This window comes from Martelella alba (assembly GCF_006516955.1).
GTDB lineage: Bacteria > Pseudomonadota > Alphaproteobacteria > Rhizobiales > Rhizobiaceae > Martelella > Martelella alba.
The window spans coordinates 286848-305675 of record NZ_VHLG01000003.1; the positions used below are offsets into that span (position 1 = coordinate 286848).

Here is an 18828-nt window from a genome sequence, read left to right on the forward strand (position 1 = left end):
AAAGTACGATGAAAAAAAGGCTCGCTGCCGTCCTGTTGATTCTGGCCGGCTCCTGCCACAGCGTCTATGCCGAAAGCAAACGCATCGATAATGAACTCGAAAAACTTGAGCCGGAGGAAAGGCTTGAACAGCGCTGCGACATTGAGGCCCTGAGCCGAATCGATGCAGCACGCAAGGACATGTCACCCGACAAGGTGATCGCCTATACGTTCGGTGCACCGAAAGTTAAGGGCACGACCATTGATGCAAAGGGGGCGGTATTCCGCTCGCATGAACACTGGTACCGGCTGAGCTATCACTGCGAAGCCGATCCGACAGAACTGAATATCAAGAAATTTTCATTCAAGATCGGTGCGGAAGTGCCGCGCGCCAAGTGGACCCACTACTATCTCTATCCCTAAACGGGCGGGTGCAATAAAGGGGCCCCGAGTGCTGTCGCCGGAGTCCCCTTTGTATCGCGATCAGTTGTCGAAGGTGACGGCCTTGAGCTTGTCGATCTTCAGCGCCTGAAGCGCGAGTTTTTCATAAAATGGCTCGGCATGGCCATTGCGAACCTTGTGCAGAAAATATTTTTCAAAGCCCACCTTGGCCGTGTGGACCCAGCGTCCCGACGAGGACCAGTTGACATTGCGCGGCGGGATCTGCGGCTGCGCGACGAAGGCAACGCCCCCGTCACCGAAGTCGGCCAGGCAGACCGCATTCCATGTTGCCTGAACATTCGGTGCTTCACCCTCGATCATCAGCGCAATATTGGCGGCGGTGGCCGTCACCATCGATTCAATCATAAAGCCGGTTTTCGGTACGCCGACAGGCACGGCTGTCTTGCCGGTCGGGGCGATGGCAACGCAAACGCCGATGGCGAAGACATTTTTGAACTGCGGATTTTGCTGGTGGCGATCGACGATGATGAAGCCGCGCGGATTGGTGAGCCCTTCAATGCCGCGGACGGCGGAAACGCCGCGGAAGGCCGGCAGCAGCATGGAAAAGACCGCCGGTACCTCATGATGCTCCTTCACCGAGCCATCGTCATTGATCTCATCGGCAATGATTTTGTCGCCTTCGATCCGCTCGATCTTGGCATTGTTGATCCATTTGATGTGACGGGCGCGCAATTCGCTTTCCATCAGCCCCTTGGTGTCGCCCACGCCGTCAAGACCGAGATGGCCGATATAGGGCTCAGGGGTGACGAAGGTCATCGGCACGGCATCACGCACCTTGGCATCGCGCAGCGCCTTGTCGAGAATGAAGGCGAATTCATAGGCCGGGCCGAAGCAGGAGGCGCCCTGAACAGCCCCGACGACCACCGGGCCTGGCTTCCGCACCAATTGATCGAAAGCCTGCTTGGCGTCTGCAGCATGATCCGTCTGGCAGACGGACTGGGTAAAGCCCGCCGGGCCAAGCCCGTCGATCTCGTCGAAAGCCAGCTCCGGCCCGGTCGCGATAACGAGATAATCATAATCGACGGAAGAGCCGTCGGTTAGTTCAACACGATTTTCGTCCGGGTGAAGCTTTGCCGCGCCTTCCGGCCGCAGCGTGATGTTGCGCTTCTTAAAGGCCGGAACGAGGTCGACTTCCACGGCTTCGCGTTCGCGCCAGCCAACGGCGACCCACGGGTTAGAGGGGACGAATGAATAGACCGAGCCCTTGTTGACGACGGTGATTTCATGGTCACGGCCAAGTTTGTTTCTCAGCTCATAAGCCATGATCGTGCCGCCCAGGCCGGCGCCCAGAACAACGATTTTTGCCATTTTTTCCTCCACTCGAATAGCTTGCGATGTCGTCTTGCCCAACAGCCGGGCCCTGACGCCTCCCATCGCGCCTTGTCTAGATTATATATTCGTAAATATGAACATACGCAATAGTGAATTAGTTGGGCGCCTTTGAAGGCATCGGTGCGTTGTAAATGAGGCTTGTCGGCGGATGCGGCCTGTGTAACGCTTTGCGTGATGCTGATAATGATCAATTGCGTTCTTGATTCGGATCAATGGCGGCGCAAGTCAACGGGGGCAAGCTTGCTGCATGGGAATACCGGCCCCCGTCAGTTGAACACCGGGTCAGATTGAAGCCCGGGAAATGGTGGGAGAGACATGGTGCCGCGAGGCATTGTGATCAGGGCATGACCGGCAGGTGTTCCGGCGTTGGGCAAAGGAGGATGCCATGTTCAAACAGATACTCGTACCCGTTGATATTGCAGCGCTTGAAAAGGGTGGTGACATTCTTCGCAAGGCTTCGGAGCTTCTTGATGAGGGCGGCAGCATCACGCTTCTGCATGTCGTTGAAGAGGTCCCGGCCTATCTGTCGATTGATATCCCTGTCGATGTGATCGACAATGCCGTGGAAGATGCCAAGGACAAGCTGAAACAGCTCAAGGATGAGCTGAAGGTGGATGCCCATATTGAGCTTCGGACCGGGCCGGCCTCGCGTGAAATTCTCTCGGCAGCCAAGGACCGCAAGACCGATCTGATCATCATTGCGTCGCATCGGCCGGATCTGTCGAATTATCTCCTGGGGTCGACGGCCGACCGGGTGGTGCGTCACGCGACCTGCTCGGTGCTCGTGCGCCGCTGAGCGGCGTTTCAACCACGCGTCAGTTTGGGAGGACTGCGATGATGGATAGCTCTGTCTATAAAAATCGGCTTCTGGAGCGCAAGCACGAAATTCTCGGGCGCCTGACCAAGATCGACAACGATCTCGGGCGGACGAAAAACCCCGACAGTGCCGACCGCGCAACCGAGGCGGAGAATGATGAAGTGCTAGAAGAGTTCGGCCAGGTCGGCTCGGACGAGATGCGCGCCATTGATGCAGCCCTCGATCGGATCGAGGACGGTACGTTCGGCATCTGCGTGAATTGCGGCAAGCCGATCTCTGAGGAGCGGCTGGAGGCGGTTCCCTACACGCCGTTCTGCAAGAAATGTGCTGCTGAACTGAGATAGGGGTTCTGCCACTCGAACGATGGCCCCGGCCTTTCGCGACCGGGGCTTTTGCGCGTCCGGAGCAAGGTGATCTGGTTCGCTTTCGCCGGGTGGTGCGCTTTGAAACGGCTGACATCATCCGCCGTGAAAAGGCAGGGCGTGAGCTTGAGCGCCACCGGCCTTCGCATTGACCGGGCGTTCAGACATATCGTGTCTGTCTTGTCTGCCCTGACAATCGCCATAAATATAGGAGATGGACGGCCAGAATTTTCATCAGGCAGAGACTGGCAGGAGCGGTTATGGCGCACATTTTCCGTGTCAAGGCAACGTATGATTTCGGTGAGCTTGTCGCCGATGGCGTGGTGCATGGGATTGGCATCGTTTTCGCGCTTATCGGGGCTACGGTTCTGATTTTCTATGCCACCGTGTGGTCGACGCCGGGGGAGCTGGCTGCGGCCTGGATCTATAGTGCGGGCCTGGTTCTCGCACTGGCGATTTCGTGTTCCTATAATCTCATGCCGGGGACTGTGCCGCGAACCAAGGCGGTGTTCCGGCGGCTCGATCATTCGGCGATTTTCGTGCTGATTGCCGCTACTTACACGCCCTTTCTTGAGCGCGGTGCGGAGGACCCGGCGATCCGTGCTCTGCTTTTCGGCATCTGGATCATGGCTGGTGCCGGCGTCTTGCTGAAGGTTTTCTTTGCCGGACGCTATGACCGTCTGGCGATCCTGCTTTATCTTGCCATGGGCTGGAGCGGTGTTGCCGTGGCGCGGCCGCTCTTTCCCATGCTGCCGCTTGCCACCAGCATTCTGATCGTCATCGGCGGTGTCATCTATTCGGCCGGGGTTGTCTTTCACATCTGGGAGCGGCTGCGGTTTCAAAATGCGATCTGGCACGGATTTGTCGTTGCTGCCGCAGCCGTGCATTATGCTGCCATACTGGTGTTTTTCAGTGTGACGGGAACCGGGAGCTGAGCGATGAAACTGAGCCTTGCCTTGCTGACGACAGCATTGGGCCTGCTGGCGGCGGTGCCGACGCGCGCCGATGATATCCGCTATTCCAATGCGGCGACGGCGGCCTGCCTGGCGGATGCGGGTGATGCGGCGGCGCGACGGGATTGCGCCGGTCTCTCGGCAAAGGCCTGCGAAGATGCCACCGACGACGGCGCCACCACCTATGGCATGATCGAGTGCCTGCGGTTGGAAACCGGCTATTGGGATGATCTTCTGAACAAGACCTATCAGGATCTGCTCAAGCGTGCGGGCGACATGGATCAGGCCAATGCCGATGATCCGCGGACAACCATGCTGGTGCGCGATACATTGCGCGACATGCAGCGCGACTGGATTTCCTTCCGCGACAAGACCTGCACCTATGAATATTCGCTCTGGCAGGGCGGGACGATTTCTGGTCCGGTGAGCGCGTCGTGTTTTCTGCGCATGACCGCGGATCAGTATCTTTATCTGGCCGGTTCCTGGCCGGGCGAGTGAGCGATCGAAGAAATTCGACATGAGGCGTGGCCTTGCCGGTAAAGCTGATCTATCAAGGACCAAAAGCCTTTGATGAGAAAGCCTCCCCATGCTGATCCGTGATGCCCGCGAAAGCGATCTGCCTGTTATTGTCGAGATCTATAACGACGCCGTGGTTAACACGACCGCGATCTGGAACGATGTCCTGATTGATCTTGAAAACCGTGCATACTGGCTGGATCAACGCCGCCAGCGTGGCTTTCCGGTTCTGGTCGCCGAGGCGGAGGGCAGGGTGCTGGGCTATGCCAGCTATGGCGATTGGCGCGCCTTTGACGGCTACAAACATACAGTCGAACATTCGGTCTATGTCCACAAGGATGCGCGCGGCAAAGGCACCGGCCTCAAGCTGATGCAGGAATTGCTTGTCCGTGCCCGGGCCGGCAATGTCCATGTCATGATTGCCGCAATCGATGCCAGCAATAGCGCTTCGATCCGCCTTCATGAAAAGCTCGGCTTCGTTCATGCAGGACTCTACCGTGAAGTTGGCACCAAATTCGGCCGCTGGCTCGACCTGGCGACGCTGCAATACAGATTTGACTGAGGTGCGGTATGGCGCGGCGGGCTCAGATCATTTGGGGCGGATGGCCGGGGCATGAGCCTGAGCGCTGCGCCGATGTGATCGCCGGGATGCTGGAGGATGACGGTTTTTCCGTTTCGGTCTCAGGCGACCTGTCGCGGATTGCTGCGGGTGAAACGCTTGCTTCGGATCTGCTGGTGCCGATCGTTACCGGTGAGATGCTTGATGATCTTGATGTTCAAGCGTTGACCGGGGCGGTGCGCGGCGGGCTTGGCCTGGCAGGTTTTCATGCCGGCCTTGCAGCAAGCTTCAAGGCATCGACTGCGTTTCGATATCTGGCTGGTGTCACCTTTGCCGGTCATCCGGGCGGGATCATCGATTATCACGTCGATATCGCCCGGCCGGATGATCCGGTCATGGCGGGCGTTGAAGGTTTCGACTACCGCTCGGAGCAATATTACCTTCATTATGACCCGTCGGCCGATGTGCTGGCGACCACGCGTTTTTCCGGCCAGCATGATGATGCAACGAAAGGTGTCACCATGCCGGTCGTCATCAAAAGGCGCTTCGGGGCCGGACGGGTCTTTTATTCGGCCCTCGGTCATTCGGCGGCAGAGCTTTCCCACCCGCAGGCGCGGCTGATCCTTGAGCGCGGCCTTTCATGGGCTGCGCGATAACAGCTATTCAGCCAGCAAGCGGCCCCAATGTCCGGCTGACGGCATCCTTCCAGCCGCGATAGAGGCTCTCGCGTTTCTCCCGGTCCAGACGGGCGTGAAACTGCTTTTCAAGCGCCCAGTTCTCTGAAAACTCGGACAGACCCGGATAAAGCCCGGCGCGGCTGCCGGCAAGCCATGCGGCTCCGAGTGCCGTCGTCTCAACGACCTTCGGCCGGTCAACCGGAACGCCGAGAATGTCGGCCAGAAACTGCATGGTCCAGTCATTGGCGCTCATGCCGCCATCGACCCGCAGGATATTGGCAGAATCCTGCCCGCCCCAGTCCGCATGCATGGCCTCCAGCAGGTCGCGCGTCTGGTAGCCGACGGCCTGCAGGGCGGCGCGGGCGAATTCGGCCGGGCCGGAATTGCGGGTCAGGCCAAAAACGGCGCCACGGCATTCCGCATCCCAATAGGGGGCGCCCAGACCGGTAAAGGCGGGAACCATGTAGAGCGTCTGCTCGGGATCGGCGGCATTGGCTAGCTTGTCGGTTTCACTGGCATGGCGGATCACCTTCAAGCCGTCGCGCAGCCATTGCACCACCGCGCCAGCGATGAAGATCGAACCTTCCAGCGCATAGGTCGGCTTGCCGTCAAGCTGATAGGCAAGCGTGGTCAGCATGCGATGCGTGCTGGCAACGAATTTGTCGCCGGTGTTCAAAAGCGCGAAACAACCCGTGCCATAGGTGGATTTGATCATGCCCGGCTCGAAACAGGCCTGGCCGACGGTGGCCGCCTGCTGATCGCCCGCAACACCGAAAATCGGGATTTCGCGGCTGAAGAGATCGGCACGTGTCATGCCGAAATCGGCGGCGCAGTCCTTCACCTCCGGCAGGATCTCCATCGGGATGTCAAGAAGCGCGCAGATATCCTCGTCCCAGCACCCTTTGCGAATATTGTAGATCATCGTGCGGGCGGCATTGGTGGCGTCTGTCACATGGCTCTTGCCGCCGGTCAACCGCCAGATCAGATAGGTGTCGACGGTGCCGAAAGCGAGCTTGCCCGCCTTTGCCTCGGCGCGCGCGCCTTCCACATGATCCAGCAGCCAGGCGATCTTGGTGGCGGAGAAATAGGGATCGAGGATCAGCCCCGTTGCCGAGCGGATGAAGCCCTCATGGCCTTCCTCGCGCAGCCGCGCACAGGTATCGGCCGTGCGCCGGTCCTGCCAGACAATGGCATTATGGATCGGCCTGCCGGTCTCCTTGTCCCAGATCAGCGTGGTTTCGCGCTGATTGGCAATGCCGATTGCGGCAATCTCGGCTGCTGAAATTTCCGCGCGTTCAATGGCTGAGCGGCATGTGCCGGCAACGGTCGACCAGATATCGGCGGGGTCATGTTCCACCAGGCCCGACGAGGGGTAGATCTGCGGAAACTCCTCCTGTGCGGAGGCGACGATCCGCATGTGCCTGTCAAACAGGATCGCCCGGCTGGACGTCGTGCCCTGGTCGATCGCCAGAATATAACCCATTCATTCCTCCCATTGCCGGTTCCCTGAGCCGGCGCGATGGCGCGGTCAGGCGCGCATCGGATTTTGCGGCACAAACGCCTCCCGGGTGCTCCGCACCTCAGGCGGTCCTCCTCGATGCCCTGTCGGCAAGCCATGCGTCAAGGGCGATGACCTCCTCCTGCGTCATCTTCAGACCCAGCTTGGTCCGTCGCCAGACAATATCTTCGGCGTTCACGGCAAATTCCCGGCTTACCAGCCATTTGACCTCGGCTTCATAGAGCGTATGGCCGAAATCCTGACCGAGATCCGCGGCTGATGTTGCCTCGCCGAGAATGTGCCAGCAATCCCGGCCATAATTGCGAAACAGGCGCTCTGCCCAGCCTGTCGTCAGGAAGGGATAATCGGTGATCAGTTCACCGAGAAGGGCGTTGCGTTCGCCGACGGCGAATTCACCGCCCGGCAAAATGCTGTCGGCCGTCCATTCCCCCTTTGCATCGGGGAAAAAGGGCTGAAGCTTTTCCAGCGCATGTTCGGCAAGCTTGCGATGGGTGGTGATCTTGCCGCCGAAGATGGACAGCAGCGGCGCGCCTTCCGCACGCAGCGACAGAACATAATCGCGTGTGGCAGCCGTCGCCGATTGTGCACCATCATCATAAAGCGGACGGACGCCGGAATAGGTCCAGACGACATCGGCAGGCGTCACCGGCTTTTCGAAATAGTCCGAGGCAAAGCGACAGAGATATTCGGCTTCCTCAGGCGTGCATTCGACCTTGCCGGGGTCGGCCTTGTGATCCTTGTCGGTCGTGCCGATCAGCGTGTAATCCTGCTCATAGGGAATGGCGAAGATGATCCGGCCATCCTTTCCCTGAAAGAAATAGCAGCGGTCGTGGTCGTAGAGCTTTTTCACCACGATATGCGAGCCGCGCACCAGCCGCACGCCTTCACTCGAAGCAAGATTGAGCGTGTCGGTGATGACGTTTGCGACCCAGGGTCCTCCGGCATTGACCAGTGCACGGGCATAGACGGGGGCCAGCGTGCCAACGCCCTCGGCGGAAAGCGAAACTTTCCAAAGTGGCCCGTTATTACCGTCAATCTGCTTCGCTGCGGTGACACGGGTACGGGTCATGATGGTTGCGCCGCGCTCAAAGGCGTCGCGGGCCATCAGCGAGACCAGGCGCGCATCCTGAACCCAGCAATCGGAATATTCGAATGCGCGGTGATAGTCGCTTTTCAAGGGGGTGCCAGCTGGATCGCCTGAGAGCTTCAGCGCTCTGGTTGCGGGCAGGATCTTGCGGCCACCCAGATGATCATAGAGAAACAGGCCGAGCCGCAGCATCCACCAGGGGCGCAGCCCCTTGTGATAGGGCAGGACAAAGCGCATCGGCCAGGAAATATGCGGCATGGATTTCAAAAGCACTTCGCGCTCGATCAGCGCCTCGCGCACCAGTCTGAACTCGTAATATTCGAGATAGCGCAGGCCGCCGTGAAACAGCTTGGTCGAGGCCGATGAGGTGGCGGAGGCAAGATCATGCATTTCCGCCAGCCCGACCGTCAGACCGCGTCCGCAGGCATCGCGGGCAATTGCGGTTCCATTTACACCGCCACCGATCACAAACAGGTCAAGCGGGTCAGCAGAGCTTGCACCAGGCATTGTTCTTCACTCCTCAGAAGGGCCATCGCTTGCCCATAGATGCGCGTAAATTTTCGTTTTGTCAAATTTATGGTTCGTTTTGGTTCGTTTTTTGGACCTGAATAGAGGTGCCTTGAGCGCATCTTCGGCAGTGCAGCAAGGCGTGACAAAGATGATATTTGTTAAAATGCTGATTTAAATATTCAAATTTGAACTTTCGAATTGCTCGGCCACGCGAATCTTCTAGTATGTCAGTTGCGGGAGGGGGAACCGGACGGCTCCGGGAGGTTTATCAGATGGCGCGGTTTCGCGTCCGGGCGTCGTGCGTGTTGTTTCCTCTTCTCTTGATCCCTGGACATGCAGAGAGTGCTCCCGGCTTTTCTGCCGCCTTGGCGATCTTATCCTGGAGGACTATTCATGAAGTTGCTGACATCAACCATTCTGATCGGACTTGCCATGGCCACCACCGTCTATGCTCAATCCGCCGAGACACCGCTGGAGCCGAAATCGGGGACTTTCTTCGAGACGCATCCGATCACCGATGGCAATCTGCCGACCTTCTTTTCCGAACTGAAGGCGAAGATGACCTATCCGCTTGCCTATGATGGCGGCGATCCGAAGGCCTGGCATGACCGCGTTTTGCCATCGGCCGAAGCGCTGATGTTACCGTCGACCGATACGGTGGATTTCGCGCCGGAAGTGATCGACAAGGTCGATCGCGGTGGATTCACCGCCATGCGCGTTGCCTTCAATGTCACCGATGAAAGCCGCATCGCGGCCATCGTTCTGGTGCCCAAGGGCGAGGGACCGTTTCCCGGCGTCCTGATGCTGCACGATCACGGTGCACGTTTCGATATCGGCAAGGAAAAATGGATCCGCCCCTGGTATGATGAGGAGCGGCTGAAATCGACAACCCAATGGTCGCAGAAATATTTCTCCGGCCTGTTCCCGGGCGAGGAACTGGTAAAGCGCGGCTATGTGGTGGTTGCCACCGATGCGCTCGGCTGGGGTGATCGTGCCGGCAATGGCTATGAGGCGCAGCAGGCGCTTGCCTCCAATCTCTCCAATCTCGGCTCATCGCTGGCCGGCATCATGGCCCAGGAAGATGTGCGGGCCTCTGAATTTGTTGCCAGCCTGCCGGAGGTCGATCCCGACAAGGTTGGGGTGGTCGGCTTCTCCATGGGCGCATTCCGCGCCTGGCAGGTCGCCGCGCTTTCCCCCGTCGTCAAGGCAACGGTCGCCGATTGCTGGATGGCGACCTATGACGGGTTGATGGTTCCGGGCAATAACCAGCTCAAGGGCCAGTCGGCCTGGTATATGAACCATCCCGGCATTGCACGGCTGATGGACTATCCCGATGTCGCCTCGCTTGCAGCTCCCAAGGCGCTCTATTTCATGGAGGGTGTCGAGGATCCGCTGTTTCCCAAGGCTTCGGTGGAGGATGCCTATGCCAAGATGCGCGTTGTCTGGGACGCCTATAATGCCGATGACAAGCTGAAGACCGATTTCTTCGATGGTGGCCACATCTTCACGGAAGACCGGCAGAAGGCGGCGTTCGACTGGCTCGACAGCCAGCTGAAATAATTCGGCCCTGGCTAAATAATACGACCGGTCCCGCTTGTCGTGCTTGCGGAACTGGTCATTCTTTCGACCGGCGGAATGGGTGCAGTGCAGCCGTTCCGCCGGTCTCGTCTCGGCCATGCATAGAGGAGTGCATATCATGGCGCTTGCCCACGAACAGGTTATTCCGCTCTGGCCCGGACGTCCGAAGGGTACGCCTGCCGATCTTGAGCCGGTTATCACCGAAAGATCCGAGAACCTGTTTCGCACCAGCCGTGTGATCACCGGTGTCAGTGCACCATCGCTGACGGCCATCGTGCCGGAAAAGCCCAATGGGGTCTCTCTGATCGCCGCGCCAGGCGGCGGTTATCGCCGGATATCGCTCGATGCAGCCGGCTATCAACTGGCGCTGGAGCTGGCCCCGCTCGGGATCACGACTTTCATGATGATCTACCGGTTGCCGGGAGAGGGGCATGAGAATGCCGCGGATGTGCCTTTGATGGATGCACAGCGGGCCGTTCGCCTGATCCGGCGCAACGCTGCCGATTGGGGGCTGTCCCCGGACCGGATCGGTTTTCTCGGCTCGTCCGCCGCCGGGCATATGGCGGCTTCGGTGGCAACGGCTCATGCAAGGCAGGTCTATGCACCGATGGATGATGCCGACCAGCTTTCCGCCAGACCCGATTTTTTGGGCCTGATGGTGCCGGTCATCACCATGCAGGATCCCTTTGTTCATAACGGCTCGCGTGAGGCGCTTTTAGGCGATAGGGCCGATGAAGCGGCAAAGCGGGATTATTCGCCCGATCTTCAGGTCACGTCAGATGCGCCGGAAACCTTTTTGGTCCTGGCCGATGATGATCAGTCGGTGCCAGCCGAAAACGGTCTTGGCTTTTATGCTGCCCTGCGCCGGGCCGGTGTGCCTGCCGAGCTTCATGTCTTCCGCGATGGCGGACACACCTTTTCCGTGCCGGGCGCACCGGTCCGCGACTGGTCGCGGCTGTTCATCGACTGGCTGCGGCAGATCGGCATGCTGGACTGACGGATACTCTCAATGGCCGCCTTCGGCCGCACCGTGACGGTTCTGACCGGAAACATTGGCGCCGGATTCACGCGTCAGTGTCAGGATCGGCACCACGGCTAGTGCCGAGCAGATCGCCACCACATGGAAGGCGACATGGAACTGGGCAACGGACAGGGCTGTTCCGGCAAAGAGCGAGGAGATTTCCAGCACCACGGCGGCAAAGGCGACACCGAGCGCCAGGCTGACCTGCTGGATTGTCGAGCTCATCGCCGTCGCCTGGCTGGCGGCGCGGCCGTCAATATCGGCATAGGCCAGCACGTTGATGCTGGTGAAGAAGAAGGACCGCGTGAAGCCGGAAATCAGCAATACACCGAGAATGACGGCAGTGGGTGTTGTTGGTTCGATCAGACCGATGGCGAACATTAACAGCGCGCCAAGCGTTCCGGTGGTCAGCAGCAGGCGCTTGAAGCCGGCAAAGGCCAGAACACGCGGGGCGATGAATTTGGTGGCGATCGCACCAATGGCGCCGATAAAGGTGGTCATGCCCGACTGGAAGGGCGTGAAGCCGAAGCCGATCTGCAGCATCAGCGGCAGCAGAAAGGGGAAGGCGCCGGCGGCGATGCGGAAAAACGTTCCGGCCAGAATGGCGGTGCGGAAGGTCGGCACGGCAAACAGCTTGAGATCGAGAAGCGGCTTTTCAACTTTGCGGGCGTGGATGATGTACCAGAGCGTTGCGCCACAGCCGATGACCGTCGTGCTGATGCCAACTGCTGGCGGCAATGCCGGCATGCTGATCACCGACAGACCGAACACGACACCGGAAGCGGCGGTGGCGAGAAGGACAAAGCCGGTCCAGTCGATCGGCGGCGGGCGCTCCGCCTCGATCTTCGGCAGATAGATCGAGGTCAGGATCAATCCCAATATGCCGATCGGGATGTTGATCAGAAAGATCCAGTGCCAGGTGAAATAGGTGGTGATGAAGCCGCCAAGCGGCGGACCGGCCAGAGGGCCGACAAGGCCTGGAATGGTCAAAAGTGCCATGGCGCGTACCAGCTCGGTCCGCGATGTCGTACGCAGGATGACGAGGCGGCCGACCGGCGTCATCATCGCGCCGCCCATGCCCTGCAGAAAGCGCGAGATGACGAATGCACTCAGGCTTCCGGAAAAGGCGCACATGGCCGAACCGGTCAGAAACACCGCGATTGCGGTTCGAAACACCAGCTTGGCGCCGAAGCGGTCTGCCATCCAGCCGGAGATCGGAATGAAGATCGCCAGCGCCACCATATAGGCCGTCAGCGCCAGTTTCAGCGTGATTGGCCCGACATGAAGATCGGCTGCAATTGCCGGGAGTGCCGTGGCGATCACGGTCGAATCCATCTGCTCCATGAACAGGGCGACGGCAAGGATGAGCGGGACGATCGGATTCATCGGTTGGATTTTGGCCAGATTTATGTGACAAGAGCAAACGTCTTATCCGCCTTCTCGATGCTTGCCAATCCGGAAAATACAGATGCTCCGATCAGGGTTCCGGCTGTCTGCTTTGTCTGTCGCCGCTTTCACAAACTCTTGATCGGCGGACAGCCACCTTATCCGGCTTAGCCCGTTGAAACTGGCCTTAGAAAGGCAAGTTTTAGTCCATGCATGTTGAGCAGCCGGTCATGGTGCCGCAAACAGCGAGGGAAGTGCGTGATGAAGACAACAGTTAAACTCGGACGCCGCGGCCTGATGAAGGGTGTTGGCTTGACCACTTTAGCGGCTCCCGCTCTGCTTGCGGGTGCCGCCCATGCGCAGGAAGACCAGATGACAGAAATGCCGAAAGACATGCCCGAGACGAAACGGTTTTCGATGGGGGACTTCAAATTCGTCGTCGTGCGCGACGGTGTTCGCAAGATGGAAAATCCAGGCTCGATCTTTGGTGCCGATCAACCGCCTGAGACGGTTGCAGCGCTGCTCCGGCAAAATTTCCTGCCCGCCGATGTCTCGGTCAACATGTTCTCGCCGACGCTGATTGATACAGGTTCCGAGGTGATGCTGTTCGACACCGGCATGGGCGAGGCGGGCCGCTCCTGGGGGGCAGGGCAGCTGCGGAAAGGGCTTTCGGCGGAAGGTTACGATCCTGAAGATATCGATGTCGTGGTGATCACCCACATGCATGGCGACCACATAAACGGGCTGATGGAAGCCGGTGCGCCAGCCTTCCCCAATGCGCGCTATGTTTTCGGGCAGACGGAATATGATTTCTGGACCGATCCGGCCCGGATCGGCACGCCGGCCGAGGGTGGCCATAATGCGGTCAAGGCGATGGTCGTGCCGTTGGCGGAAAAGGCAAGCTTCATCGCCGACGGGGCAAGCATCGCGCCGGGGATCACCGCCATGGACGCGCCCGGCCACACGCCCGGCCACATGGTCTTCATGGTCGAATCGGCCGGTCGCCAGCTGCTGCTGACCGCTGATACAGCGAATCACTATGTCTTGTCGCTGCAGCGACCGGACTGGCAGGTTCGCTTTGATACCGATCCGGTAATGGCGTCGGCCACCCGCCGCAGGATCTTCGACATGGTGGCTGCGGACCGCATTCCCTTTCTGGGGTATCACATGCCGTTTCCGGCGGTCGGATACGCCGAAAAACAGGGCGAAGGTTATCGTTTCGTGCCGGCAAGCTATCAGTTTGAGCTCTGATCCGCGCCTGCGGAAACGCATTTCTTAAGATATGGCTGACCGATCCGGGTGAGAAAATCCGGATCGGCTATTTTCAAGTCGTCATGATCGTGTTACGAGCACTCGCCAACTTCCAAGATATTCTTGCAAGGGACCGGACGAGCGAAAATCGATCGCCCGGGCCATTTCGTTTATGAAAAGGAAATTGGCCATGGCTCAACTCATTCAAGCCGCGACCGGCATGCTGGCACTCACCTTTGATGATGTGCTGCTGCAGCCGGGACACTCGGAAGTCATGCCCGGACAGGTCGATGTTTCGACCACGATTGCCCGCGACATTGACCTCAATCTCCCGATCCTTTCTTCTGCGATGGATACTGTGACCGAAGCCCGTCTGGCGATCGCCATGGCGCAGGCTGGCGGTATCGGCGTGATCCACCGTAACCTGACCCCGCATGAACAGGCCGAGCAGGTCCGTCAGGTCAAGAAGTTCGAGAGCGGCATGGTCGTCAATCCCGTGACGATCGGCCCGGACGCGACGCTGGCCGAGGCGCTTGCGCTGATGAAGGCGCACAAGATTTCCGGTATTCCGGTGGTCGAGCATGGCACCAGCAACGAGTATACGGCCGGCCGTCTGGTCGGTATTCTCACCAACCGCGATGTGCGTTTCGCCTCCAATCCCGATCAGCGCATCTATGAGCTGATGACCCGCGAAAATCTGATCACGGTGCGTGAAAATGTTGATCAGCAGGAAGCCAAGCGCCTGTTGCATCGTCATCGCATCGAAAAGCTGCTGGTGGTTGATGGTGACGGCAATTGCGTTGGCCTCATCACTGTCAAGGATATCGAGAAGTCGCAGCTGAACCCCAATGCTTCCAAGGATGCGCAGGGTCGTCTTCGCGCCGCTGCAGCCATTTCAGTCGGTGATGACGGCTTTCAGCGCGCCGAAATGCTGGTGGATGCCGGTGTCGATCTGATCGTCATCGATACGGCCCATGGCCACTCGCAGAAGGTTCTCGATGCGGTTGGCCGGGTCAAGCAGTTGTCCAATTCGGTCCGTATCATGGCGGGCAATGTCGCGACAGCAGATGGCACCAGGGCACTGATCGACGCCGGTGCGGATTCGGTCAAGGTCGGTATCGGCCCCGGTTCAATCTGCACCACGCGCATCGTTGCCGGTGTCGGCGTGCCGCAGCTTGCCGCGATCATGGGCGCTGTCGATGCCGCAAAGGATGCCGGCATTCCGGTGATTGCTGATGGCGGCATCAAGTTCTCCGGCGACATGGCCAAGGCCATTGCCGCCGGTGCATCCGCCGTCATGATCGGCTCGCTTCTGGCCGGTACCGATGAAAGCCCGGGCGAGGTCTTCCTTTATCAGGGCCGTTCCTTCAAGGCCTATCGCGGCATGGGCTCTGTCGGCGCGATGGCGCGTGGTTCCGCTGACCGCTATTTCCAGGCTGAGGTTCGCGACACGCTGAAGCTGGTGCCGGAAGGCATTGAAGGTCAGGTGCCCTACAAGGGGCCGACCAGTGGCGTTCTGCATCAGCTCGCCGGTGGCCTGCGCGCCGCCATGGGCTATGTCGGCGGCAAGGATATTCCCTCCTTCCAGGAACGCGCCACCTTCGTACAGATCTCCAATGCGGGTCTGCGCGAGAGCCATGCTCATGATGTCACGATCACACGTGAGAGCCCGAACTATCCGGGCAGTGTCGGCTGATCCGATCTGTTCCATCTGAAATTCTGGAACCCCCGGTGCCTGGCACCGGGGTCAGACTGTTGACAAAGCCATTCATATTGGATGTTTGAGGTGGAGCACCCCCTCCCTCCGTCGTCATCCCCGTGCTTGTCACGGGGATCCATACTCTCAAGGATTTGAATAAGCAGTTTCTTTCGCCGCGCGGACGCGCGGCGGCTGGATGCCTGTGGACCAAGCACAGGCATGACGTCAGAAAAAGGGGCAAGTTTTGTCAGCAATCTGACCCCGGTGCCTGGCACCGGGGTTTTTCTATAGCTGGGCGCTGTTCACACGGGCGTGATCGTCAACGATGATTTTGTGATCGATGCGTGAATGTCTATGAATAGTGAACAATCAGTTGATTAAATGTGGAATTGTCGTCGGCTCCTCATCGGACTATCTCTCCGTCAACAGAAACGAACAACAAACATTCCCAAGGAGAATTCAAATGTCCAAGTTCATCGCTGCCGCTGCCCTCGTTGCAAGCTTCGCCGCCGCTCCCGCCGTCTTCGCCGCTCAGCCTGTTGCCCAGAGCGCCGACCACCTGACCAAGGCGCCGGCCGGGTCGATGGTTCAGATCGAAAGCCGCGACAATGGCACCCAGATCGACAACATCTACCGCGTCAGCGCCGATGGTTCGCTGAAGCTCGTTGATCAGGTTCGTCACGAAGACTGATTGCGACTTTAAAGAAAAATAACGGAAACCCCCGCGGTCAACCGGCGCTTTTGAAAACAGCCGGAACCGCCCCCCAAGGAGAATTCAAATGTCCAAGTTCATCGCTGCCGCTGCCCTCGTTGCAAGCTTCGCCGCCGCTCCCGCCGTCTTCGCCGCTCAGCCGGTTGCCCAGAGCGCCGACCACCTGACCAAGGCCCCTGCCGGTTCGATGGTTCAGGTGAGCGATATCCACCAGGGCGATCGGGTTGAAAACATCTATCGCGTCAGTGCCGATGGTTCGCTGAAGCTCGTTGATCAGGTTCGTTACGAAGACTGATTGCCGGTCTGATACAGCACACAATAGCAGAAGGCCTCGGATCGCATGATCCGGGGCCTTCTGCTGACAAGCTCATCCAGATTGCCTGTTGGGGGCGGAATAGCCGCCCCCTCCGTCGTCATCCCCGTGCCTGTCACGGGGATCCAGTTTCATATGGCACTGAACAGAGGCGGAGTCCTTCGCCGCGCGGACGCGCGTCGGCTGGATGCCTGTGACAGGCACAGGCATGACGTTGGAGAAGGGGGCAAGCTTTGTGTCAACGGTCTTCCCCCGGATCATGCCGATCCGGGGCCTCTTTCGTTTCTTTCTCTGTCAGCTCTGGCTTTGCGACTGGCTCTGATTTTGGCTGATGACCTGCAGGTTGACCGACATCTGGCCGGGGCCGCCGCCAAGCGTCATGCCGACAACTGGTGCGGCATCCGTGTAGTCGAGACCACAGGCGATCCGAACATAGCGCTCATCCGGGCAGACTTTGTTGGCGGCATCGAAGCCAACCCAGCCAAGCCCTTCCAGATAGATCTCTGCCCAGGCATGGCTTGCCGACTGGTCAGTGGTGCCTTCCATGAAAAGGTAGCCGGAAACATAGCGTGCGGGCAGTTTCATTTGCCGCGCGCAGGCCAGAACGATATGGGCATAGTCCTGACAGACGCCGGCTTCGTGCTCCAGTGCCTCTTCCGCTGAGGTCGTGGTGCTGGTTATGCCCGGCTTGAAGGTCATCTTTTCGTAAAGCCTTCCCATCAGATCATGCAGGCGTGCCAGATCACTGTCGCCTTCCAGCGATGACACGATTGCACGGGTGTGCTTGCCGATCTCTGTCAGCGGCGTTTCCCTGAGGAAAAGCCACAATGGGCAATCGGAAGAATGCGGGCCGAAAATACCGTCTGTGTCACGCGTTTCCACCGTGCCGGTGGCGATCAGCCGCATGGCGGACTGTTCGCCATCAACAGAGACGAGCCGGACCAGATTCTCATACTGGTCACTATAAGTGACCTCGTTCTTGGCCCCTTCAATGGCAACGCTCCAGTCAACGACCGTCTGACCCGCTGAATTGACGGGTGTCAGTCGCAGCCGCTGCAGCGAAAAGACGACCGGCTCCTCATAGCGGTATTCGGTCACATGGTTGATCTTCAAAAACATCGTCGTTTCCCGATCCCTGTTTGTGCCTGCTACCGCTTCATTGATAGAAACGGTAGCCATCGCTGATTTGCTGGCTCAGCTGGTTGTTGTGACAGACGAAATCCTCAAGAAACTCGTGCAGCCCATTGTCCATGATCGTCTTGATCTTCTGGCTGCGGAGCTTGTTGCGAATGCCATTCGCCGTATCATGGGCAGCAAGCCTGCTGCCGTAATCGGCCGCCAGATAATCGAGATTGGCGACGATCTTTTCATAGCAATAGGCGAGCGAACGCGGCAATTGCACATCAAGAATCAGAAAATCGGCGATCTGGCTCGGAATATATTCGCCATTATAGACCCAGCCATAGGCCCTGTGGGCCGATACCGACCGCAGGATTGATTCCCATTGCAGATTGTCGAGCGAGGAACCGACGTGATGGACTGAGGGCAGCAGGACGTAATATTTCACGTCGAGAATCCGGCTGGTATTGTCCGCGCGCTCGATGAAAGTGCCGATATGCGCGAAATTATAGATCTCGTTGCGCAGCATCGATCCGTGAAACGTGCCGCGGATGAGTGCCGTCCGGTGCTTGATCGAATCGATCACCTGCGGCAGGTCGGCTGCCTTGACCTTGCCTGACAGGATCCGTGTGACCTCGATCCAGCATTCATTGGTCGCTTCCCAGATCTCGCGGGTCAGCGCCGTGCGCACCAGGCGCGCATTGTTGCGGCCGGCATCGATGCATGACAGCACGCTTGAAGGGTTGCGGCGGTCGCGCAGCAGAAAGTCGACTGCATTATCAGCGGTCAGCTCATCATAGGCGTCCTTGAAGGTGTCGGCGACGCCGGCACTTTGCAAAACGCCGTCCCAGTCATCCGCACCTTTGGAGCGGGTCAGAGAGACACGCTGACCGGCGTCGATCAGTCGGGCGATATTTTCGGCCCGCTCGATGTAGCGGAACATCCAGAAGAGGCCGTTTGCGGTTTTTCCCAGCATC

The 18828-nt window shown here is 58.9% G+C and carries 19 protein-coding genes; 13 read left to right on the top strand and 6 right to left on the bottom strand.

What is annotated here, in order from left to right; all coding sequences use genetic code 11:
* The first annotated feature begins 8 nt into the window (after nucleotides 1–8).
* Complete coding sequence (locus FJU08_RS07720; RefSeq protein ID WP_141148394.1) at nucleotides 9–401, top strand: DUF930 domain-containing protein; 393 nt, start codon at nucleotides 9–11, stop codon at nucleotides 399–401.
* A gap of 60 nt (nucleotides 402–461) precedes the next feature.
* Here the strand turns inward: FJU08_RS07720 and FJU08_RS07725 are convergent, their stop codons facing one another.
* Nucleotides 462–1748 carry an NAD(P)/FAD-dependent oxidoreductase gene (locus tag FJU08_RS07725; protein ID WP_141148395.1) on the bottom strand — a complete coding sequence of 429 codons (1287 nt, stop codon included), beginning with the start codon at nucleotides 1746–1748 and terminating at the stop codon, nucleotides 462–464.
* 409 nt (nucleotides 1749–2157) lie between these two features.
* Here FJU08_RS07725 and FJU08_RS07730 point away from each other — a divergent pair, with 409 nt between their 5' ends.
* The 6 genes from FJU08_RS07730 (at nucleotide 2158) to FJU08_RS07755 (ending at nucleotide 5635) form a co-directional block, all read left to right on the top strand.
* Nucleotides 2158–2568, top strand: a complete 411-nt coding sequence (locus FJU08_RS07730) for a universal stress protein (RefSeq protein WP_141148396.1) — start codon at nucleotides 2158–2160, stop codon at nucleotides 2566–2568.
* 41 nt (nucleotides 2569–2609) lie between these two features.
* Complete coding sequence (locus FJU08_RS07735; RefSeq protein ID WP_141148617.1) at nucleotides 2610–2933, top strand: TraR/DksA family transcriptional regulator; 324 nt, start codon at nucleotides 2610–2612, stop codon at nucleotides 2931–2933.
* 278 nt (nucleotides 2934–3211) lie between these two features.
* Entirely contained in the window at nucleotides 3212–3886 is a 675-nt protein-coding gene (gene trhA, locus FJU08_RS07740) for a PAQR family membrane homeostasis protein TrhA (RefSeq protein WP_141148397.1), read from the top strand.
* Nucleotides 3887–3889: 3 nt separating this feature from the next.
* The gene (locus tag FJU08_RS07745) at nucleotides 3890–4402 is read left to right on the top strand and encodes a lysozyme inhibitor LprI family protein (protein WP_141148398.1); all 513 of its coding nucleotides are present in this window, start codon (nucleotides 3890–3892) and stop codon (nucleotides 4400–4402) included.
* A gap of 88 nt (nucleotides 4403–4490) precedes the next feature.
* The gene (locus FJU08_RS07750; protein WP_141148399.1) at nucleotides 4491–4982 is read left to right on the top strand and encodes a GNAT family N-acetyltransferase; all 492 of its coding nucleotides are present in this window, start codon (nucleotides 4491–4493) and stop codon (nucleotides 4980–4982) included.
* Between the two features lie 8 nt (nucleotides 4983–4990).
* On the top strand, nucleotides 4991–5635 hold the full coding sequence (locus FJU08_RS07755) for a ThuA domain-containing protein (protein ID WP_141148400.1): 645 nt from the start codon (nucleotides 4991–4993) through the stop codon (nucleotides 5633–5635).
* Between the two features lie 7 nt (nucleotides 5636–5642).
* Here FJU08_RS07755 and glpK read toward each other — a convergent pair whose 3' ends face one another.
* Both glpK and glpD read right to left on the bottom strand, forming a co-directional pair.
* Nucleotides 5643–7139 (bottom strand): glycerol kinase GlpK, encoded by a 1497-nt coding sequence (gene glpK / locus FJU08_RS07760; RefSeq protein WP_141148401.1) that lies wholly within the window; start codon nucleotides 7137–7139, stop codon nucleotides 5643–5645.
* 97 nt (nucleotides 7140–7236) lie between these two features.
* Entirely contained in the window at nucleotides 7237–8769 is a 1533-nt protein-coding gene (gene glpD / locus FJU08_RS07765; protein ID WP_141148402.1) for a glycerol-3-phosphate dehydrogenase, read from the bottom strand.
* A gap of 396 nt (nucleotides 8770–9165) precedes the next feature.
* Here glpD and FJU08_RS07770 point away from each other — a divergent pair, with 396 nt between their 5' ends.
* Entirely contained in the window at nucleotides 9166–10332 is a 1167-nt protein-coding gene (locus tag FJU08_RS07770) for a dienelactone hydrolase family protein (RefSeq protein ID WP_141148403.1), read from the top strand.
* 136 nt (nucleotides 10333–10468) lie between these two features.
* Entirely contained in the window at nucleotides 10469–11347 is an 879-nt protein-coding gene (locus tag FJU08_RS07775) for an alpha/beta hydrolase (protein ID WP_141148404.1), read from the top strand.
* A gap of 9 nt (nucleotides 11348–11356) precedes the next feature.
* On the opposite strand, the gene FJU08_RS07780 is transcribed toward FJU08_RS07775, so the two are convergent.
* Nucleotides 11357–12757, bottom strand: a complete 1401-nt coding sequence (locus FJU08_RS07780; RefSeq protein ID WP_141148405.1) for an MFS transporter — start codon at nucleotides 12755–12757, stop codon at nucleotides 11357–11359.
* Between the two features lie 261 nt (nucleotides 12758–13018).
* On the opposite strand from FJU08_RS07780, the gene FJU08_RS07785 reads away from it, so the two are divergent.
* From FJU08_RS07785 to FJU08_RS07800, 4 genes are all read left to right on the top strand, one after another.
* The gene (locus FJU08_RS07785; RefSeq protein WP_141148406.1) at nucleotides 13019–14008 is read left to right on the top strand and encodes an MBL fold metallo-hydrolase; all 990 of its coding nucleotides are present in this window, start codon (nucleotides 13019–13021) and stop codon (nucleotides 14006–14008) included.
* Between the two features lie 190 nt (nucleotides 14009–14198).
* On the top strand, nucleotides 14199–15704 hold the full coding sequence (gene guaB / locus FJU08_RS07790) for an IMP dehydrogenase (protein WP_141148407.1): 1506 nt from the start codon (nucleotides 14199–14201) through the stop codon (nucleotides 15702–15704).
* A gap of 466 nt (nucleotides 15705–16170) precedes the next feature.
* Nucleotides 16171–16398, top strand: a complete 228-nt coding sequence (locus FJU08_RS07795) for a hypothetical protein (RefSeq protein ID WP_141148408.1) — start codon at nucleotides 16171–16173, stop codon at nucleotides 16396–16398.
* Nucleotides 16399–16486: 88 nt separating this feature from the next.
* Nucleotides 16487–16714: a hypothetical protein gene (locus FJU08_RS07800; protein WP_141148409.1), complete on the top strand. Its 228-nt coding sequence runs from the start codon at nucleotides 16487–16489 to the stop codon at nucleotides 16712–16714.
* A gap of 312 nt (nucleotides 16715–17026) precedes the next feature.
* Here the strand turns inward: FJU08_RS07800 and FJU08_RS07810 are convergent, their stop codons facing one another.
* A complete protein-coding gene (locus FJU08_RS07810) occupies nucleotides 17027–17851 on the bottom strand; it encodes a transglutaminase family protein (RefSeq protein WP_141148411.1) in 825 nt (274 codons plus the stop codon).
* 37 nt (nucleotides 17852–17888) lie between these two features.
* Nucleotides 17889–18827: an alpha-E domain-containing protein gene (locus tag FJU08_RS07815; RefSeq protein ID WP_141148412.1), complete on the bottom strand. Its 939-nt coding sequence runs from the start codon at nucleotides 18825–18827 to the stop codon at nucleotides 17889–17891.
* Nucleotide 18828 lies beyond the last annotated feature (1 nt).

What these genes read in the sequence shown, in the direction of transcription:
- FJU08_RS07720 (WP_141148394.1), top strand. Translation starts at nt 9, where the DNA reads ATGAAAAAAAGGCTCGCTGCCGTCCTGTTGATTCTGGCCGGCTCCTGC.
- FJU08_RS07725 (WP_141148395.1), bottom strand. Translation starts at nt 1,748, where the DNA reads ATGGCAAAAATCGTTGTTCTGGGCGCCGGCCTGGGCGGCACGATCATG.
- FJU08_RS07730 (WP_141148396.1), top strand. Translation starts at nt 2,158, where the DNA reads ATGTTCAAACAGATACTCGTACCCGTTGATATTGCAGCGCTTGAAAAG.
- FJU08_RS07735 (WP_141148617.1), top strand. Translation starts at nt 2,610, where the DNA reads ATGGATAGCTCTGTCTATAAAAATCGGCTTCTGGAGCGCAAGCACGAA.
- trhA (WP_141148397.1), top strand. Translation starts at nt 3,212, where the DNA reads ATGGCGCACATTTTCCGTGTCAAGGCAACGTATGATTTCGGTGAGCTT.
- FJU08_RS07745 (WP_141148398.1), top strand. Translation starts at nt 3,890, where the DNA reads ATGAAACTGAGCCTTGCCTTGCTGACGACAGCATTGGGCCTGCTGGCG.
- FJU08_RS07750 (WP_141148399.1), top strand. Translation starts at nt 4,491, where the DNA reads ATGCTGATCCGTGATGCCCGCGAAAGCGATCTGCCTGTTATTGTCGAG.
- FJU08_RS07755 (WP_141148400.1), top strand. Translation starts at nt 4,991, where the DNA reads ATGGCGCGGCGGGCTCAGATCATTTGGGGCGGATGGCCGGGGCATGAG.
- glpK (WP_141148401.1), bottom strand. Translation starts at nt 7,139, where the DNA reads ATGGGTTATATTCTGGCGATCGACCAGGGCACGACGTCCAGCCGGGCG.
- glpD (WP_141148402.1), bottom strand. Translation starts at nt 8,769, where the DNA reads ATGCCTGGTGCAAGCTCTGCTGACCCGCTTGACCTGTTTGTGATCGGT.
- FJU08_RS07770 (WP_141148403.1), top strand. Translation starts at nt 9,166, where the DNA reads ATGAAGTTGCTGACATCAACCATTCTGATCGGACTTGCCATGGCCACC.
- FJU08_RS07775 (WP_141148404.1), top strand. Translation starts at nt 10,469, where the DNA reads ATGGCGCTTGCCCACGAACAGGTTATTCCGCTCTGGCCCGGACGTCCG.
- FJU08_RS07780 (WP_141148405.1), bottom strand. Translation starts at nt 12,757, where the DNA reads ATGAATCCGATCGTCCCGCTCATCCTTGCCGTCGCCCTGTTCATGGAG.
- FJU08_RS07785 (WP_141148406.1), top strand. Translation starts at nt 13,019, where the DNA reads ATGAAGACAACAGTTAAACTCGGACGCCGCGGCCTGATGAAGGGTGTT.
- guaB (WP_141148407.1), top strand. Translation starts at nt 14,199, where the DNA reads ATGGCTCAACTCATTCAAGCCGCGACCGGCATGCTGGCACTCACCTTT.
- FJU08_RS07795 (WP_141148408.1), top strand. Translation starts at nt 16,171, where the DNA reads ATGTCCAAGTTCATCGCTGCCGCTGCCCTCGTTGCAAGCTTCGCCGCC.
- FJU08_RS07800 (WP_141148409.1), top strand. Translation starts at nt 16,487, where the DNA reads ATGTCCAAGTTCATCGCTGCCGCTGCCCTCGTTGCAAGCTTCGCCGCC.
- FJU08_RS07810 (WP_141148411.1), bottom strand. Translation starts at nt 17,851, where the DNA reads ATGTTTTTGAAGATCAACCATGTGACCGAATACCGCTATGAGGAGCCG.
- FJU08_RS07815 (WP_141148412.1), bottom strand. Translation starts at nt 18,827, where the DNA reads ATGCTGGGAAAAACCGCAAACGGCCTCTTCTGGATGTTCCGCTACATC.